This is a genomic window from Xenorhabdus sp. KK7.4 (assembly GCF_963876465.1).
GTDB classification, from domain to species: domain Bacteria; phylum Pseudomonadota; class Gammaproteobacteria; order Enterobacterales; family Enterobacteriaceae; genus Xenorhabdus; species Xenorhabdus stockiae.
The window spans coordinates 66500-84360 of the sequence record NZ_CAWNQF010000100.1; the positions used below are offsets into that span (position 1 = coordinate 66500).

15 protein-coding genes and 3 pseudogenes are annotated in these 17861 nt (G+C 40.7%); 10 read left to right on the top strand and 8 right to left on the bottom strand.

Translation table 11 applies throughout. The features are described from left to right. Positions 1 to 63 precede the first annotated feature (63 nt). From AACS90_RS17535 to trmL, 5 genes and pseudogenes are all read left to right on the top strand, one after another. Positions 64 to 766: pseudogene (locus AACS90_RS17535) on the top strand (IS1 family transposase). A 25-nt stretch (positions 767 to 791) separates the two neighbouring features. Next, positions 792 to 1528, top strand: a pseudogene (locus AACS90_RS17540) (IS5 family transposase). A 74-nt stretch (positions 1529 to 1602) separates the two neighbouring features. Next, positions 1603 to 2673, top strand: a complete 1071-nt coding sequence (locus tag AACS90_RS17545; RefSeq protein ID WP_099120914.1) for a DUF1972 domain-containing protein — start codon at positions 1603 to 1605, stop codon at positions 2671 to 2673. 112 nt (positions 2674 to 2785) lie between these two features. Next, positions 2786 to 3373: pseudogene (locus tag AACS90_RS23360) on the top strand (IS1 family transposase). 166 nt (positions 3374 to 3539) lie between these two features. Beyond that, positions 3540 to 4043, top strand: a complete 504-nt coding sequence (gene trmL / locus AACS90_RS17555) for a tRNA (uridine(34)/cytosine(34)/5-carboxymethylaminomethyluridine(34)-2'-O)-methyltransferase TrmL (protein ID WP_099120915.1) — start codon at positions 3540 to 3542, stop codon at positions 4041 to 4043. Between the two features lie 187 nt (positions 4044 to 4230). Here trmL and cysE read toward each other — a convergent pair whose 3' ends face one another. The 4 genes from cysE to AACS90_RS17575 all read right to left on the bottom strand — a co-directional run bounded on the left by cysE (position 4231) and on the right by AACS90_RS17575 (position 7191). After that, positions 4231 to 5052 (bottom strand): serine O-acetyltransferase, encoded by an 822-nt coding sequence (gene cysE / locus AACS90_RS17560; RefSeq protein ID WP_099121068.1) that lies wholly within the window; start codon positions 5050 to 5052, stop codon positions 4231 to 4233. 140 nt (positions 5053 to 5192) lie between these two features. After that, positions 5193 to 6212, bottom strand: a complete 1020-nt coding sequence (gene gpsA, locus AACS90_RS17565) for an NAD(P)H-dependent glycerol-3-phosphate dehydrogenase (protein ID WP_099120917.1) — start codon at positions 6210 to 6212, stop codon at positions 5193 to 5195. Then, the gene (secB, locus tag AACS90_RS17570) at positions 6212 to 6682 is read right to left on the bottom strand and encodes a protein-export chaperone SecB (RefSeq protein WP_099120919.1); all 471 of its coding nucleotides are present in this window, start codon (positions 6680 to 6682) and stop codon (positions 6212 to 6214) included. Before secB ends, gpsA begins: the two co-directional genes overlap by 1 nt. Before the next feature lie 71 nt (positions 6683 to 6753). After that, the gene (locus AACS90_RS17575; protein WP_099110004.1) at positions 6754 to 7191 is read right to left on the bottom strand and encodes a rhodanese-like domain-containing protein; all 438 of its coding nucleotides are present in this window, start codon (positions 7189 to 7191) and stop codon (positions 6754 to 6756) included. A gap of 378 nt (positions 7192 to 7569) precedes the next feature. On the opposite strand from AACS90_RS17575, the gene envC reads away from it, so the two are divergent. Beyond that, the gene (gene envC / locus AACS90_RS17580; RefSeq protein ID WP_099120920.1) at positions 7570 to 8877 is read left to right on the top strand and encodes a murein hydrolase activator EnvC; all 1308 of its coding nucleotides are present in this window, start codon (positions 7570 to 7572) and stop codon (positions 8875 to 8877) included. 66 nt (positions 8878 to 8943) lie between these two features. Continuing rightward, complete coding sequence (locus tag AACS90_RS17585) at positions 8944 to 9978, top strand: divergent polysaccharide deacetylase family protein (protein ID WP_099121070.1); 1035 nt, start codon at positions 8944 to 8946, stop codon at positions 9976 to 9978. Between the two features lie 35 nt (positions 9979 to 10013). Here AACS90_RS17585 and tdh read toward each other — a convergent pair whose 3' ends face one another. Further along, positions 10014 to 11039 (bottom strand): L-threonine 3-dehydrogenase, encoded by a 1026-nt coding sequence (gene tdh, locus AACS90_RS17590; RefSeq protein WP_099120922.1) that lies wholly within the window; start codon positions 11037 to 11039, stop codon positions 10014 to 10016. Positions 11040 to 11048: 9 nt separating this feature from the next. Next, the gene (gene kbl / locus AACS90_RS17595; protein WP_099120923.1) at positions 11049 to 12245 is read right to left on the bottom strand and encodes a glycine C-acetyltransferase; all 1197 of its coding nucleotides are present in this window, start codon (positions 12243 to 12245) and stop codon (positions 11049 to 11051) included. A 243-nt stretch (positions 12246 to 12488) separates the two neighbouring features. On the opposite strand from kbl, the gene rfaD reads away from it, so the two are divergent. Genes rfaD through rfaC form a run of 3 tightly spaced genes read left to right on the top strand, consistent with a single transcriptional unit; the run spans position 12489 to position 15460 of the window. Next, entirely contained in the window at positions 12489 to 13427 is a 939-nt protein-coding gene (gene rfaD / locus AACS90_RS17600) for an ADP-glyceromanno-heptose 6-epimerase (protein WP_099120925.1), read from the top strand. Between the two features lie 9 nt (positions 13428 to 13436). Continuing rightward, the gene (gene rfaF, locus AACS90_RS17605; protein WP_099120926.1) at positions 13437 to 14489 is read left to right on the top strand and encodes an ADP-heptose--LPS heptosyltransferase RfaF; all 1053 of its coding nucleotides are present in this window, start codon (positions 13437 to 13439) and stop codon (positions 14487 to 14489) included. After that, complete coding sequence (gene rfaC, locus AACS90_RS17610) at positions 14489 to 15460, top strand: lipopolysaccharide heptosyltransferase RfaC (protein WP_099120928.1); 972 nt, start codon at positions 14489 to 14491, stop codon at positions 15458 to 15460. The genes rfaF and rfaC overlap by 1 nt, the downstream gene beginning before the upstream one ends. Here the strand turns inward: rfaC and AACS90_RS17615 are convergent. Together AACS90_RS17615 and AACS90_RS17620 are read right to left on the bottom strand one after the other, a co-directional pair. Beyond that, positions 15446 to 16627 (bottom strand): glycosyltransferase family 4 protein, encoded by a 1182-nt coding sequence (locus AACS90_RS17615; protein WP_099120929.1) that lies wholly within the window; start codon positions 16625 to 16627, stop codon positions 15446 to 15448. The genes rfaC and AACS90_RS17615 overlap by 15 nt on opposite strands. Before the next feature lie 148 nt (positions 16628 to 16775). After that, on the bottom strand, positions 16776 to 17669 hold the full coding sequence (locus AACS90_RS17620) for an ATP-grasp fold amidoligase family protein (RefSeq protein WP_099120931.1): 894 nt from the start codon (positions 17667 to 17669) through the stop codon (positions 16776 to 16778). Positions 17670 to 17861 lie beyond the last annotated feature (192 nt).

Genomic DNA, 17861 nt, shown 5'->3' on the forward strand with positions numbered 1-17861 from the left:
AAACAAGGTTATGACTTCAAAGCGTTAATTTGGCATTCTTGTACTTTTTAATGGGGTATCATCATGACTGTGACGATAGAAGTGACTTGCCGATATTGTGGCCAAGCCTTACCTGTTGCATGGTTGCATACAGGTAAGGCTAGTTTCCCCCGCTACTATTGCAAAAACAGCCAAAGAACCTTTCTCGGTATAACGGCCATAAACCGGGTATGAAAGAAAAAATTATGGATATGGCAATGAATGGCTCTGGCGTGAAAGACACAGGCCGTGTATTAGGTCTCGGTATCAATACGGTGATACGGACATTAAAAAACGCTCGCCAAAACAAGTAACATCGCAATAGCTCACTTATGACGATATCACACTTATCTGTGAATTGGATGGGCAATGGTCTTTTGTAAGCAATAAAAAACTATGCCATTGGATTTGATATGCTTTTGATACAAAAAGGAAACAAGCCATCTCCGATGTCTTTGATCCCCGAACGGATGCAACCTATCGAAAATTGCTCAACTTATTAGCACCTTTTAATATTCGTTTCATCACGACCGATAACTGGGGAAGTTATACCAGAGAAGTGATGCCGGAAAAGCATCTGGTAGACAAAATTTTTACCCAACGTATAGAGCAGCATAATCTCAATCTGCGAATTCATATCAAGTGGTTGGCAAGAAAAACTATTTGTTACTCACGCTCAATGGGAATCCACGAAAAATTCATTAGCACATATATTGAAAAACATCATTACAACCCTTTGGAGTCATGACCAAAAATAACTAAGCCTCACGATTATGCTACAAACTATCTTAAATAGTCCTCGTCTGGAATAAGATATTTGCATTAATACAACGCACTAGATTTATTTATCATAAGGCTGGACATCATCTTCCCCTTGAAAGAATTTTTTATCGGAAGAGCCTGTATTCCATGACATGATCTACCGTCGGAATTTGGTCAATGGAATACAATCTTTGTATGTTTTAATGCATACTCAAAAAAGGCTTTTTATATCTGATATTCGAATAGTTATCTAGACTTACTTATAAAAAAGGATTCTTTATTGATGACAGTATTGTTCAAGCAAATAAATACAATACCAAGGCAGCAATAGATGAAGAGAAAGGGATAGTTAAAACCGTGATAGACGTTGAACTAAAATTCATTTAATCGTAGATAGTCAGAGTTTACCCGTCCATTTTTAGCTAGTAGAGGGCGAAATCCATAATATTAAACATGCGAAAAACCTGATAATTCACTCTCCGACATCAGATCTTGTGATTGCAGATAAAAGGATATAATAGAGAATCTTCAAAAATATAGTCGAACATTCAGAGGCTAATTCCTGCCATTCCTTACCCGAAAAAACGAAAATTAGAAAAGCATATAAGCAAAGAGTTATATCGTTACCAATATTTAGTGGAGAATACTTTTGCCAAAAAAACATTTTAGCGTTATAACAACTAGATACGATAAATTAGAGAAAAATTATGCCTGTATGTTGGTACTGGCATTTACCACTATCGTCTGACTACTAATGTGGACTGTTTGATTTATGAATATAAAATATCAATAGCCACTAATTAATTTTTATAGGTATTTTTAATGAAAAAAGTAGCAATAATAGGTACTGTAGGCTTACCTGCTTGTTATGGAGGATTTGAGTCATTAGTCGAAAATTTAACATTTTATTCCTCTTCAAATATAGCTTATGAGGTTTTTTGCTCAGAAAAGCACTATAAACAAAAAATAGAATATTATAACAAAGCAAAAATGATATATTCTTCATTAAATGCTAATGGCATAGAAAGCATACCATATGACATCATCTCTTTGATAAAATGTTTAAAAATCAAGCCTGATGTTACTCTAATCTTAGGGGTGTCTGGGTGTGTATTTTTACCAATATATAAATTATTTTCATCATCAAAAGTCATTACCAACATTGATGGGTTAGAATGGAAAAGAAAAAAATGGGGTTTCATCGCTAGAAAGTTTTTAAAATTTTCAGAATACTTAGCAGTTAAATATTCTGATGTTATAATATCAGATAATCAAGTTATTGCTGAGCATGTAGAAAAAACTTACGGAAAAAATAGTAAAGTTATAGCCTATGGTGGTGATCACGCAATAGTAAAAAATAATAATATTTCTTCATCAAAAAATGATGAAAATGATAATTATTTTTTGTCCTTATGTAGAATTGAGCCGGAAAATAATATTGAATTAATACTTAGTGCATTTACAGAAATAAAATCTCCTTTAAAATTCATAGGTAATTGGGATAGTAGTGAATATGGGAGAAATTTAAAGAAAAAATTTGATAAATATAATAACATTCAAATAATAGATCCAATATATGATATAAACACTCTTTATAAATTAAGATCAAATTGTAAAGGTTATATCCATGGACATTCTGCTGGCGGTACAAATCCCTCATTGGTTGAAGCTATGCATTTCGAAAAGCCAATATTTGCTTTTGATTGTAATTTTAATCGCTACAGTACTGAAAATAACGCTTTCTATTTTTCTACTTCTCAAGAACTCATTGAAAAATTAAGCTCAGTAACTAATGAATCTATGAATAATTGTTCTGAAATAATGAAAGAAATCGCATTAAGAAAATACAAATGGGACATTATCACTCATATGTATGAAAAGACCTATCTATAATATAAATAAATTTTATGAGGTGTTCTTCCTATTGTGGCCAATGACAATTGGGCTACACTTCCAATAAAATTAGATATTGAGATATACTCTTCTTTTTTGTTATTGGTGAATAATGGCTACAGTTGATATGGTTTGTCGTTGCTATCACAAAAAAAAAGACGTTAGAAAGGAGGCATAGAAAAGACAGTAACGAACACACCCTCGTTATCACTGTTATGCTTGTCGTAAAATTTTTCAACTGAATTATACCTATCAAGCCTACAATCCTATAATAAAATAGTGGATTGTTGATATGGTAATAAATAACTCCAGCATCAAGGATATTGCTTTCGTTCTGAAAGTCAGCATTACACCCACGCAGGCTCTAGTGTGTCTGGGAGCCAAATATGAAGCGGATAATGGCGAATGTATTTAGTGATCACAGCAGGAAGACGTTGAAAAACTGCCTGATTCTGTCTCCTTTTAGTATCTAGCTCTACCGTACAGATGATTATGCCGTTTACAATAGTCTTCCTGGGGAAAAACACCTCACTTTCCCTGGAAAGAAATTAACCCAATGTATCGAGAAATACCAATTTCACTCTTCGTATCCAGATAAAGAGTCTGAATTAAGAGACTGATAAGTTATTCCAAATCCGAAGAGATGTACGATAAAGTGATTGAGCGTGACGACTATATTTCACAGCCATCTAGCTATTAGGTTCATGATCCGTTAAGCATAATCAACTTCTGATAAAATGTTTTTTTACTTCAACTGTCACCATTTAATTTTTCAGAAAAATGTTGATTATAAACAGATTAAATACGCATCCCAGAAATAGATACTGTAGAAAATTACCATTATATCTTTAACAATTTACTAACCCATGCTAAACATCGTCCTATTCGAACCAGAAATCCCGCCTAATACAGGCAATATCATTCGACTGTGTGCCAACACTGGCTGTCAGCTCCATTTAATCCAGCCTTTAGGTTTCACATGGGATGATAAACGCCTGCGCCGTGCAGGGCTGGATTATCACGAATTCGCCAATATCAAGCAACATCACGATTACCAAGCATTTCTGGAAAGTGAGGGATTAAGTTCAGCAAACTCACAATCCCCCACCGGTGCTCGCCTGTTTGCTTTAACAACAAAAGGCACCCCGACACACAGTAATGTGAGTTATCGTGATGGTGATTATCTGATGTTCGGTCCGGAAACTCGCGGCCTGCCACCTTATGTGCTGGATAACATGCCGCCCGAACAGAAGATAAGAATTCCAATGCTACCGGATAGTCGCAGTATGAATCTTTCTAATACTGTGGCGGTGGTAGTGTTTGAAGCATGGCGGCAACTTGGTTATCAGGGTGCTTTATTGAGGGATTAATACATATACCCGTCGTCTTTCAAACTGCCTCTTTGTTGGCTGCACTCACTCACGTCACATAGTTATCTATGCTCCCGGGGGAGTTCCCTTGCCACCGCGATGCAACTAGAAATCCATTGGGTATAAGCACTCAGCGCCTGACAGCACTGAGTGTTATTAATTCTGATCTATCAAAAACAAAGAGATTTTAAATCCCATCCCCGTTCTCAAAACCATTACTCATTCCATTAAAATGCTGGTCCATATCCAGAGATGGTTTCTCACTTTCCGGTTTACCAACAATCCTCGCTGGAACACCTGCCACCGTTGTATGTGGTGGAACAGGTCTTAACACTACTGAACCTGCACCAATTTTCGCACCACGACCAATTTCGATATTACCGAGTATCTTAGCACCAGCACCAATCATCACACCTTCACGCACTTTCGGGTGTCGATCTCCGCATGCTTTCCCAGTCCCGCCAAGCGTCACCGATTGCAGGATAGAAACATCATTTTCAACAATCGCGGTTTCACCGATAACAATGCCTGTTGCGTGGTCAAGCATAATGCCGCAGCCAATTCTTGCAGCCGGATGAATATCCACACCAAAAGAAACGGAAATCTGGTTTTGCATGTAAACGGCCAACGCTTTACGGTCTTGCTTCCATAGCCAGTGTGCAATGCGATACCCCTGTAGCGCATGAAAACCTTTCAGGTAAAGCAGAGGTGTGGAGTATTTATCTACGGCGGGGTCACGCAACCTGACGGCTTTGATATCATAGGCTGCCGATTCGATCATCTCTGGCTCACAGCCATAAGCATCTTCAACTACCTCTCTGACCGCAATTGCAGGCATAATTGGTGTCGCCAGCTTGTTTGCCAGCATGTAGCTTAAAGCACTGCCAAGGTTTTCATGTTTAAGTAATGTTGCGTGGAAAAAGCTGGCTAACATAGGCTCACAATCGGCTAGCTCTCTCGCCTCATGTTTTATATTTTCCCAAACTTCTCTTAGTTCTTCTCGAGACATATCAATCATTCTCATGTGATTGTTTTTATACCCGTCGTCTTTCAAGTTGCCTCTTTGTTGGCTGGGCTCACTCATTCCCCTGCCGCCGCGATACAGCTTAAAATCCATAGGGTATATTATGTATGGATATTTTGGGTAACTTAACCGTGGGAATCTTCTCCTTCATCCCTTGTCGCTCTTCCCAATAATGCCTGAGCTGCTTCGAGTACATTTTTGTTACGATATAGTATCTGGTAGATTTGCTCTGTAATAGGCATTTCAACACCAACTCGTCTGGCTAGTGCCCTAACCTCTTTGGTATTACGATAACCTTCGACAACCTGCCCTATTTCACTCTGTGCAGTGTCAACGTTAACTCCCTGCCCCAGCATCATACCGAAACGACGGTTACGGGATTGGTTATCCGTACAAGTCAGTACTAAGTCGCCCAACCCTGCCATGCCCATAAATGTGGAAGGATCCGCCCCCAGAGCAACACCAAGTCGGCTCATTTCAGCCAGACCACGAGTTATCAGTGCAGTACGGGCATTGGCGCCGAAACCCATACCATCGGAGATCCCGGCACCAATAGCAATCACGTTTTTGACTGCACCACCAAGCTGTACTCCGATAAAATCAGGATTTTTGTATACTCGGAAGCTTTTACCACAATGCAAAAGCTGCTGGAGTTCTTCACCAAATTCAGGTGTTGTCGCAGATACCGCAATTGCTGTCGGTAAACCTGCCGCCAGTTCTTTCGCAAATGTTGGGCCGGACACCACCGCTAACGGGATTTCATTGCCTAATATCTCACGTGCCACATCCTGTAATAAACGACCAGTTTCTGCTTCAAGGCCTTTAGTGGCCCAAACAATGCGGGAATCTGGTTGTAGGTGAGGCTTTATCTGCTGTAAAACATCGCCGAAGACATGGCTGGGAACCACGATCAGGATATTTCGGCTGGCTGAAATAGCACACCTCAGCTCAGCTTCAAGCTGTAAACTATCAGGGAAAGAAACATCCGGTAAAAATGCCTGATTACATCTGGCTTGTTGTAAAGCTCGGACATGCTCAGGATTATGCCCCCAGAGCACAACATTATGCCCGTTACGGGCCAGTGTAATGGCTAAAGCGGTGCCGTATGAGCCGGCACCGATAACTGTCATAGAAGCAGTATTCATTAGGCTTCCTGTGTTGCCTCATCAGACTGGGAGTCAGACTGCTGCTGCAAGTAATTCATGAACAGAGCATCAAAGTTAACTGGTGCCAAGTTCAATTGTGGGAAAGTACCACGACCTACCAGACTGGTGATGCATTCACGGGCATACGGGAACAAAATGTTCGGGCAATATGCACCCAAGCAGTGCGCCAGTTGAGTTCCTTCGATGCCATCAACAGAGAAAATACCAGCCTGTTGAACTTCACACAAGAACGCAGTTTCTTCACCCAATGTCGCCGTAACAGTGACACGCAGAACAACTTCATAAACTCCCTGAACCAATTCACTAGAAGCAGTATCCAGATCCAGCTTAACTTCTGGCTGCCATTCTTCTTGGAAGATCTGAGGTGCTTTAGGGGCTTCGAAAGAAATGTCTTTCGTGTATACGCGTTGGATCTGGAAAGCCATTTCTGTGTTGTTTTGTTCTGACATAATAATTTTTACCTTTTGTATGTCCTTATTAAATATTGACTATGTAAGTATACTGCCTACATTAACATTCGTTACTTTTTGCCACGGGCTAATGGTAAGTTTTCACCTGTCCACCCGGCAATTCCCTCTTTCAGGGTATAAACTTGTTCAAAGCCAGCTTTCACCAGATTTTCTGCCGGTGTTTTCGATTCCAGACCATTCGCAGAAACAACGATAACAGGCTGCTTTTTATGTTTTTCCAACTCACCCAGATTGTTATCTTTAATCTCAGATGGAGTCAGGTTAACAGAACCAATGATATGCCCTCTGCGGAAATCGTCACGGGAGCGTAAATCCACGACGATACCATCTTCTTTATTGATGAAATGGATGACCTGTGCGCGAGTGATATCTTTACTCTTGGAGAACACACTTTTTAGTGTCAGGACGATAACAGCCACTAACAGGGCAATCCAGACGAGGCTCAGGATCGTGTTCCGGCTAATAAATTGCATGATTTCTTGCAGCATGGAGGGCAACAACTCCCATTAGTTAATAACAAAAATCTTAAGGTAACAGAGTATACCTGTGTGTTGTGTCAATTACAGCCAGTTAGCATCAACCTAATGCAGTTTTTGCGGAGAGTTTCGAGAAAAAATAAAAAATCCTCATGAAATACTTGATTGCCATATTCCGCTAAAATATTTCATGCCAAACTGGTCAGATACAGGATTTTCGATAATAAATGAGCTAAATTCACTAAAATTTAGATTATGATTCGGGAAGACAAAAAAACTGTCCATTCTCTGGTCAGAGTCAATTTCACATGAAATAATCGGGCACAACAGACATATAATAGACAAGTACTGTAAATAGTTAGTGTAGAGCGGGGAAAGGTACTGAATCAAATGGCTGATAATCAGGGTTTCAAAAGTTTTAACTTTCGGAAGAAGCAAAAACAGTGGCAATTTAGTAGCAGCGCTTTACTGTTCTGTGCCCTGCTGTTTGCGTTTTTCTGTTCAGGAACCTTTGCCAATCAAATTTCAGAAAATAAAAACCAGCTCAAAGATATTCAGCAGGATATTGCTGAAAAAGAGAAAAGTGTCAAACAACAGCAAAAACAACGCACAGAACTCCTCAGCCAGCTCAAGGAGCAAGAGAGTACCATTTCAGAAGTGGGTCGTTCACTGCATAGCACGCAGCTTCACCTGAATAAACTGGGGAATGAAATCACCTCCCTGACGAAAAATATTCAGCGCCTGCAAATACAACAAAAAGAACAGCGCAAACGGCTTGCCAGCCAGTTGGATGCAGCATTCCGGCAAGGAAATCATCAAGGGTTAGAATTACTGCTCAATGGCCAAGAAGCTCAGCGCAAAGAACGTATACTGGCTTATTACAGTTATCTGAATCAGGCGCGCCAAGAGACTATCGCTCAGCTACAAGAAACAACAGATAAACTGAATCAGCAAAAAAAACTGCAACAGGGCAAACAAAACGAGCAACAAACGCTACTAAGCAGCCAAAAACAACAAAAACAAAAAATGGAAGTTGCCCGCACAGCTCGGCAAAATACGCTGACAACTCTCGAATCCGCATTGAAGAAAGATCAACAGAGTCTGGCTGAACTTCGGCAAAACGAAACTCGCCTACGCAATAAAATTGCAAAAGCAGAACGGGAAGCTAAGGCTCGCGCGGAACGTGAGGCGCGTGAAGCTGCACGTGTTCGTGCACAAGTTGCGGCTAAGCAAAAACAAGCCCAACAAAAAGGCTCCAGCTATAAACCAACGGAAGATGAACGTGCATTGATGGCTCGAACGGGTGGACTTGGTCGTCCTGCTGGGCAGGCGATCTGGCCTGTTCGTGGTCGGGTTATTCACAGTTTCGGGGAAACAATACAGGGAGAATTACGCTGGAAAGGTATTGTTATTTCCGCAGCGGAAGGAACGGAAGTCAAAGCAATTTCAGACGGACGAGTATTACTGGCCGACTGGCTACAGGGCTATGGTCTGGTTGTCGTGGTTGAACACGGCAAGGGAGATATGAGTATTTACGGGTACAACCAGAGTGCTCTGGTCAGCGTTGGTCAACAAGTCCGTGCTGGTCAGCCAATTGCTCTGGTAGGAAGTAGTGGTGGGCAGCAGCAGCCTTCATTGTACTTTGAAATTCGCCGTCAGGGACGTGCTGTTAATCCGTTACCGTGGTTAGGAAAATAACAGAGGGAAACCATCGTGCAGCATCTATTAATACAGTGCCTCCATTCATTCACTCTATTATTTGGAATGCTGCGCTTTCGGCTTATTCGGTGCTGGAAAGTATTACCGCTTTTTGTGTTTTCATTTACTCTGAATGCTCATGCTGCGCGTTTGGCTATTGTCATTGATGATTTTGGCTACCGCCTTCACAATGAAAACAAAATATTACAAATGCCATCTGCAATATCAATCGCAGTATTGCCTGACTCACCACATGGCAGGGAAATGGCACAAAAAGCCCACAAACAAGGGCGGGAAATTTTAATTCACCTGCCAATGTCACCTCTTAGCAAACAACCGTTGGAAAAAAATACCCTGCACCCTTCGATGAATAAAGAGGAAATTGAAGCCATTATTTACGATGCCATACAGAAAGTGCCCTATGCGACTGGTATGAATAACCATATGGGCAGCGCAATGACTTCTAATCTTAGCGGTATGAAAAAAGTCATGGGTGCCCTATCTCAATATCATCTCTATTTTCTGGATAGTGTAACCATTGGGAGTACTCAGGTTTCTAAAGCATCGATAGGAACACCTGTACAGATACTCCGCCGAAATGTCTTTCTGGATAATGTTCAGACAGAAGCAGAAACTCTGCATCAACTCAATCGCGCTATTGCTCTGGCTCGTAAACAAGGATCCGCTATCGCAATTGGTCACCCGTACCCAACAACGATTCGTGCATTACGGCAAGGGTTAGCAACATTACCAGATGATATTGAGCTGGTAGCTCCCAGCAAATTGCTCAACCACGCTAGGCCAGATAAACAGACTGAACAAGAATGTATTAATTCCCAGAGATTCAAAACTAAATCCGGAATAACATCAGAGTCCAGAGTGCAATATCTCAAAATGGTTGGAGAAACATTAGTTCCCAGTGCAATCATTCATATCCTGCAACAGCACTTTGAAAAGTTACATAGTATTGATCAAATAAAGTCACAACAGGAAGAGGCTATGAAGGATAAGTCTGTGCAAGATAAAGCAGGAATAAAAGAGAAGACCACACAAAATAAAACAGGTGCTCATAAAACAGTCAGCACCTGTTCTGGCTCTTAACAACTATTTTACTAAGCTGTATATGATGCTATCCGCTAATCCCAATGCAGAATAACTTTGCCAGATTGCCCTGAACGCATGATATCAAAGCCTTTCTGGTAATCATCTATTGAGAACTGGTGAGTGATAATTGGAGTCAGATCCAGACCAGACTGAATCAATGCCGCCATTTTGTACCATGTTTCGAACATTTCCCGTCCGTAGATACCTTTAATAAACAGCCCCTTGAAAATAACCTGATTCCAGTCAATCGCCATATCAGAAGGTGGGATCCCCAATAAAGCGATACGCCCACCATGGTTCATAGCATTTAGCAAGGTACGGAAAGCCGGTGGTGCTCCTGACATTTCCAAGCCGATATCAAATCCTTCTGTCATACCCAGTTCTGACATAACATCCGTCAGATTTTCCTTACTGACATTCACGGCTCGAGTGACACCCATTTGTCTAGCCAGTTCAAGACGATACTCATTCACATCCGTGATAACAACATGACGAGCGCCAACATGCTTGCACACAGCCGCGGCCATGATGCCAATAGGCCCAGCACCTGATACCAGTACATCTTCTCCCACTAAATCAAAGGAAAGAGCAGTATGAACAGCGTTGCCAAAGGGATCAAAAATTGCAGCCAGTTCGTCAGAGATATTGTCGGGAATTTTGAAAGCATTAAATGCCGGAATAACCAGATATTCCGCAAATGAACCGGGACGGTTTACCCCAACTCCCGTTGTATTGCGGCACAAATGAGTACGCCCGCCACGGCAGTTACGGCAATAACCACAAGTAATATGGCCTTCTCCTGATACGCGGTCGCCAATCCTGAAGCCTTTGACTTCCTGACCAATTGCGACCACTTCCCCCACATATTCGTGCCCAACAACCATTGGCACCGGAATAGTTTTCTGGGACCACTCATCCCAATTATAAATATGCACATCCGTCCCGCAGATCGCGGTTTTACGGATTTTAATCATCACATCATTGTGGCCCAATTCCGGTGTGGGCACTTCCGTCATCCAAATCCCTTCTTCTGGCTTTAATTTTGACAACGCTTTCATAGTGATACCTTATGCAATAATATTCAATTGCTTACCGATACGTGTAAATGCATCCACTACATGTTCAATTTGTTCTTTGGTATGGGCGGCTGAGATCTGAGTACGGATGCGAGCCTGGCCTTTCGGCACGACCGGGTAGAAGAAGCCAATCACATAGATCCCTTCTTTCAACAGCTCGGCAGCAAATTCCTGCGCCAGTTTTGCATCCCCTAACATGACAGGAATGATGGCATGATCAGCTCCAGCCAGAGTAAAACCAGCCGCTGTCATTTTTTCACGGAATAAGTTGGCGTTTCTCCAAAGGCGCTCGCGTAGTTCGTCTCCGTCTTTCAGCATATCCAGAACTTTGATAGATGCGGCAACAATGGAAGGAGCAAGGGAATTGGAGAACAAATAAGGGCGTGAACGCTGACGCAACCACTCCACAACCTCTTTACGGGCGGCGGTATAACCACCAGATGCGCCACCCAAGGCTTTACCGAGTGTACCTGTGATGATGTCAACACGCCCCATGACATCACAGTATTCATGAGTACCACGGCCATGCTTACCAACGAACCCGACTGCGTGAGAATCATCAACCATGACCAGTGCGCCAAATTCATCTGCCAAATCACAGATAGATTTCAGATCGGCAATAACACCATCCATTGAGAACACACCGTCAGTTGCAATCAGGATATTCTGGGCACCTTCGGCTTTTGCTTTCTCCAGCTGTGCCCTGAGTTCCTGCATATTATTATTGGCATAACGATAACGTTTTGCTTTGCACAAACGGATACCATCAATGATGGAAGCATGGTTCAGTGCATCTGAGATAATCGCGTCTTCTGGCCCGAATAATGTTTCGAACAGACCGCCGTTTGCATCAAAACATGAAGAGTACAGAATGGCATCTTCAAAGCCTAAAAATTCAGCGATTTTATTTTCTAATTCTTTGTGGGAATCCTGCGTACCACAAATGAAACGGACGGATGCCATGCCAAAACCATGGCTGTCCATTCCTGCTTTTGCAGCCGCGATCAGGTCAGGGTGATTCGCCAACCCTAAGTAGTTATTGGCACAGAAATTAATGACATTGTTACCATCGGCAACGGCAATATCTGCATCTTGTGCAGAGGTAATAATACGTTCACTTTTGAACAACCCTTCCGCGCGGGTTTGTTCCAACTGCTCATTAATTTTCTGATAAAACGAAGCTGACATCTTTCTCTCCTGCTTACCTGAATAAATGAAGTAATAATGCACAATGTATTCTACTTATAGATATCGCCAGTGACGACAGAGAGGAAAGAGATAATATCAAGTTTGTAAAGCGGATCACGGCCTGAAACCTGAGATGTTACAGGATTTCAGGATATTCCCCTATATCAGCAGCTGTCGTCAGTAGGGTTAAGTGATATGATACGCACCAAAGTAAAGCGAACTGACTATTTAGAGGTGGGCCAAATGATTATTGTCACTGGCGGCGCAGGGTTTATTGGCAGCAATATTGTCAAGGCACTGAATGACGAAGGCTACAGAGATATTCTGGTTGTTGATAATCTGAAAGATGGCACAAAATTCGCCAATCTGGTTGATCTGGATATCGCAGATTATATGGATAAAGAAGATTTCATTGCCAGCATCGTTGCAGGTGATGATCTAGGCGATATTGATGCTATTTTCCATGAAGGTGCCTGTTCTTCCACAACAGAGTGGGATGGCAAATATATGATGGACAATAATTATCAGTACTCTAAAGATGTACTGCATTACTGCCTTGAACGACAGATCCCATTCCTGTATGCCTCTTCTGCCGCCACTTATGGTGGTCGCAGTGACAATTTTATTGAAGAGCGCCAGTACGAAAAACCTCTTAATGTGTATGGCTACTCAAAATTCCTGTTTGATCAGTATGTCCGTGATATTCTGCCACATGCAGATTCTCAAATTTGTGGTTTCCGTTATTTCAATGTTTACGGGCCGCGCGAAGGGCATAAAGGCAGCATGGCCAGTGTCGCCTTCCATTTAAATACACAGATTAATCAAGGCCAGAATCCGAAATTATTTGCAGGCAGCGAGCATTTCCGCCGGGATTTTATTTATGTTGGTGATGTTGCGACGGTGAACCTGTGGTTCTGGAAGAACAGCGTTTCTGGCATTTTTAACTGTGGAACTGGACGTGCCGAATCTTTCCAGGCTGTTGCTGACGCTGTTACCGAGTTCCATAAAGAAAAGTCTCCAGCCGTGGAATACATTGAATTTCCGGAAAAATTAAAGGGCCGTTATCAGAGCTTCACTCAGGCTGATCTGACAAAACTTCGTGCTGCGGGTTATGACAAGTCATTCAAAACCGTTGCTGAAGGTGTTACCGAATATATGCAATGGCTTAATCAGGATAATTAATCGACCTTTATGAAGATATTGGTGATCGGCCCATCATGGGTGGGTGATATGATGATGTCACAAAGCCTCTACCGTACCTTGAAGGCTTTGTACCCAAATGCAGAAATTGATGTGATGGCGCCGGAATGGTGTCGTCCATTACTGGCAAAAATGCCGGAGGTTAATCAGGCTCTGGCAATGCCTCTGGGGCATGGAGCACTTGGCCTCGGTGAGCGCCGCCGTCTTGGGGTAGCACTGCGTGAACGTAAATATGATCGTGCTTACATCCTCCCTAATTCGTTTAAATCTGCTTTGGTGCCTTTCTTCGCCAATATCCCTCTTCGTACAGGCTGGCGTGGTGAAATGCGCTACGGTTTGCTGAATGATATCCGCACTCTGAATAAAAGTGCTTTTCCGCTTATGGTTCAGCGCTATGTCGCTCTTGCATATGACGGGAAAACTGTACACAGTGCGGAAGATCTTTCTCACCCTCTGTTATGGCCTCAATTGGCAGTCAGTGAGCAAGATATTGCAGAATCAACCGCCGCGTTTAATATCGACGATCATCGCCCAGTTATCGGTTTTTGTCCCGGTGCAGAATTTGGCCCGGCGAAACGCTGGCCCCATTATCATTACGCCGCACTTGCCGAACAGCTGATCACCCAAAAGGGCTATCAGATACTGCTGTTTGGCTCGGCTAAAGACAATGAAGCCGGTGAAGATATCCGCTCACTTTTGAGTGAAGACGCCCGCAAACAGTGCCTCAACCTTGCAGGCAAGACTTCCCTTGAACAAGCGGTGAACATTATCGCAGCCTGTGATGCTATTGTTACCAATGATTCAGGTTTAATGCATGTCGCGGCAGCCCTGAACCGTCCGCTGGTGGCACTATATGGTCCAAGCAGCCCTGATTTCACTCCCCCTCTGTCAGATAAAGCTGAAGTGATCCGCCTGATTACCGGCTATCACAAGATCAGGAAAGGTGACAGTGATGGTGGCTACCATCAGAGCCTTATTGATATTCAGCCAGCGCTGGTTTTGACCTCACTGGAAAAACTCTTACAGGCGGAGAACCAGCGTTAATGCGTGTTTTACTGGTAAAAACCTCTTCAATGGGTGATGTGTTACATACCTTGCCCGCATTAACAGATGCCAAAAAACACATACCGAATATTAAATTTGACTGGGTCGTTGAAGAAGGTTTTGCCCAAATTCCCACATGGCACAGTGCAGTTGAAACTGTTATTCCGGTTGCTATTCGGCGTTGGAGAAAAAACTGGTTCCGGAAAGATATCCGTGAAGAACGGGTACGTTTCAGGGAACAGTTACAGCAACAAAAATATGACGCAATTATTGATGCTCAGGGCCTGTTAAAAAGTGCTTTTTTCGTGACACGATTGGCGTATGGCATAAAACATGGCTATGACAGAAAAAGCGTTCGTGAACCACTTGCCTGTTTTTTCTACGATCAGCGTCACTCTGTGAGCAAGCAGCAACATGCCGTAGAGCGCATCCGTGAGTTGTTTGCAGATAGTCTGGTTTATCAAAAACCGGTAGATTCTGGCGATTACGCTATTGCCCGCCACTTTCTGAATCAGCAAACTGAAGGTAAAAATAGTTATCTTGTATTCCTGCAAGCGACTACTCGTGATGAGAAACACTGGCCGGAAGACCACTGGAGGCAGCTTATTGCAGAAATTCAGCCTACTGGTATGAAAATCAAACTTCCCTGGGGAGCAGAGCATGAACACCAGCGAGCATTACGGCTGGCAGAAGGTTTTTACCATGTTGAAGTATTGCCAAAACTAACATTAGCAGAAGTTGCACGAATTATTGCCGGTGCGAAAGCTGTTGTTTCTGTTGATACCGGATTGAGTCACCTTACCGCAGCACTTGATCGACCGAATATTACACTGTTCGGCCCAACAGACCCGGGTTTAATAGGCGGTTATGGGAAAGAACAGCATTCTCTGAAGTCAAAAGATAATACGATGAAGAGTATTAAACCATCAGAGGTCATGCTGTTCTTGCAGGATGTGCTACTTTCGAGGTAAAGCTGGTTTCGCAAGCGAACTTAAAGCATCTTCGAATTCATGTAAGAACTTTTCATAATTCATACTTTCTTTAGACCACTCGATAGCGTTTCTGCTCATTGATTCATATAACGATGGATCTTTGAGTAAACGTTCAATTGCATCAGCACAATCAATATGTGAAAGCAATTTAGGTTCTGTTAATTGATCATTAATGGGATCATATACTTGATGAGGAAAATTTATATCAATACCAGTGAGTTTTTTATGTTCTTCGATCGAAATGGTGGGTTTTAGACCTATACCACAATATCCGTCTTTAACAGCTTCTGGTTGACCATCTACTAACGGGAAAATCACTGGTACAGAATTACTTAATGCTTCAATGCATGATAGACCAAATGCTTCAGTTGCAGGCGTACTCATATATAAATCAATCTTTTCATAAAACGCTTTCATATCTGATTGATACCCAAGAAAATCAATTTGATCATCAACGCTTAAATTAAATGCTAACTCTCTCAATTGCTGATCGCAGTCACCACTGCCTGCGATCAGCAATTTTGCAATTATTCCTCTTCTTTTAAGTTCATGCAACACTAAAATAGAAACACTTATTCCTTTCAAGCCTACTAAGCGAGATGCGGTCCCTAAAGTAATATTTTTTTCATTGATAGATTGCTTAGGAATAAGCACCGGTTGCATATCTAGTCGGTTCAGTACAGTAACTATCTTTTTTCTAAAAGAATACCTTAATTGCATTACTCTAGCTGATGCATGGCTATTTGAAATAACAGCATCTACCATATTTAAAAAATCAAATGTCTTATTATTCAAAGCATAACGCCACCCACAACCACAATCATAATAAATAAACTGTCTACATTTTGGTTTTATAAGCAATTTAGGAACTAAGTCCCAAACAATAACACAATCTGCATTTAGCCTATTAATATTAAAAGTTAAAATATATTTTCTGATAAATGCTGGCCATTTTAAATTATAGGAATTAAATACTCTATTTACCATATTAAGATATATTCCAGATAATGTAGAAGCAACATTTTCGTCAATCGTATTGCTTAAGCAATATATTATATTTTCATTATGACTATTTCTAATATATTTCACAAAGCGCTTTTCAACACCACCAAATCCCTGTAAATTAATAAGATGAATAACTTTCATAGTATTTTTAACCCACTAATTTTATCCAAGAAAATAAGCACCATAAAAAACAAAATAATTACTATCATGATATTAAAATGTTCATATTAATATTATTTACATTGAATATAAAAACCAGCATATAATTATATTACCCTTCTTTTTCAAGCTAATCATTTTTTAATATCAGATTCCATTTTTGACCTAATTTATAATCCCATATTTCGGGAGTAATCACATCTAGCCCATTGCAGGGAGTAAATGTTATTTCTCCAAAATAAATAACATCATTTACAATATAAAAGTCAACCCTACAATAATCTAATTCACGAGATAACATTTCAGCTAAGTATATTAACTCACTTAACTTACTAGGTTTATCTAAACTAAAACTTGCATTTTTATATCCCATAGTAAATGGCTGCAACTTCCAATCTCTATCATATATATTTATGAATCTTTCTTTACCAAATCTGTTAAATTGAACTTCAAAAAACTCTACTTTTCCACCAAAGCAGTGCAATTTATAGTCTTCAGGGAGAAAAGCATCGTCACTATTTCCAAAAATATCCAAATATTCCTCACATATTATTTGGGGTTGAATATTTTTATAATGCCACTCTCTAGTCCTTTTATACATATCATTCTTCAGGTGAAAATTTAATTTTTTATTAGCTTTTTTATAATTGAATGATTTTTTTTCTTTGCAAATTATAACACTTCCTGCGTCATGATTACATTTTAAAACAAATCTATCTGGAAGAGATTTATATTTTATATCGTTAGTATTTTTGTAACATCCCAACAATTTTATCAGATATTCTTCTCCTATAGTTTTTTTGACATACTCTCTCACTTGAAGTTTATCTGCTAGCTTAGTATATAAAGGATTCTTATCTTTTAGAATCCTATAATTTATTTTCTCATTAAACGTTTGTGGGTTATCTAAGTTCATATCTTTTTTAAATTTTTTCCTAAAAAGATCCCTTCTATAATTTTCATCAGAAACAAAATAAAATTTATATATATTGGATATTCTTTTAATCCACTTTGACAAAGACATAATTAACAACTCATTTATTATTCAAAGAAAATAATCTACCGCACCTAGGTACGATACCCCGAACACCAATAAAGCCATATAGACTGATTAAATATCACCTCCTCTAATAATAAGTATATCTCCTGTTTTCCATAACTACAAATAAAAAACATTATCAATTTAAAACATAATTATTTTAGAAGATATAGAATC

Coding starts and splice junctions, on each gene's coding strand:
- AACS90_RS17545 (WP_099120914.1), top strand. CDS start 1,603: ATGAAAAAAGTAGCAATAATAGGTACTGTAGGCTTACCTGCTTGTTAT.
- trmL (WP_099120915.1), top strand. CDS start 3,540: ATGCTAAACATCGTCCTATTCGAACCAGAAATCCCGCCTAATACAGGC.
- cysE (WP_099121068.1), bottom strand. CDS start 5,052: ATGTCTCGAGAAGAACTAAGAGAAGTTTGGGAAAATATAAAACATGAG.
- gpsA (WP_099120917.1), bottom strand. CDS start 6,212: ATGAATACTGCTTCTATGACAGTTATCGGTGCCGGCTCATACGGCACC.
- secB (WP_099120919.1), bottom strand. CDS start 6,682: ATGTCAGAACAAAACAACACAGAAATGGCTTTCCAGATCCAACGCGTA.
- AACS90_RS17575 (WP_099110004.1), bottom strand. CDS start 7,191: ATGCTGCAAGAAATCATGCAATTTATTAGCCGGAACACGATCCTGAGC.
- envC (WP_099120920.1), top strand. CDS start 7,570: ATGGCTGATAATCAGGGTTTCAAAAGTTTTAACTTTCGGAAGAAGCAA.
- AACS90_RS17585 (WP_099121070.1), top strand. CDS start 8,944: ATGCTGCGCTTTCGGCTTATTCGGTGCTGGAAAGTATTACCGCTTTTT.
- tdh (WP_099120922.1), bottom strand. CDS start 11,039: ATGAAAGCGTTGTCAAAATTAAAGCCAGAAGAAGGGATTTGGATGACG.
- kbl (WP_099120923.1), bottom strand. CDS start 12,245: ATGTCAGCTTCGTTTTATCAGAAAATTAATGAGCAGTTGGAACAAACC.
- rfaD (WP_099120925.1), top strand. CDS start 12,489: ATGATTATTGTCACTGGCGGCGCAGGGTTTATTGGCAGCAATATTGTC.
- rfaF (WP_099120926.1), top strand. CDS start 13,437: ATGAAGATATTGGTGATCGGCCCATCATGGGTGGGTGATATGATGATG.
- rfaC (WP_099120928.1), top strand. CDS start 14,489: ATGCGTGTTTTACTGGTAAAAACCTCTTCAATGGGTGATGTGTTACAT.
- AACS90_RS17615 (WP_099120929.1), bottom strand. CDS start 16,627: ATGAAAGTTATTCATCTTATTAATTTACAGGGATTTGGTGGTGTTGAA.
- AACS90_RS17620 (WP_099120931.1), bottom strand. CDS start 17,669: ATGTCTTTGTCAAAGTGGATTAAAAGAATATCCAATATATATAAATTT.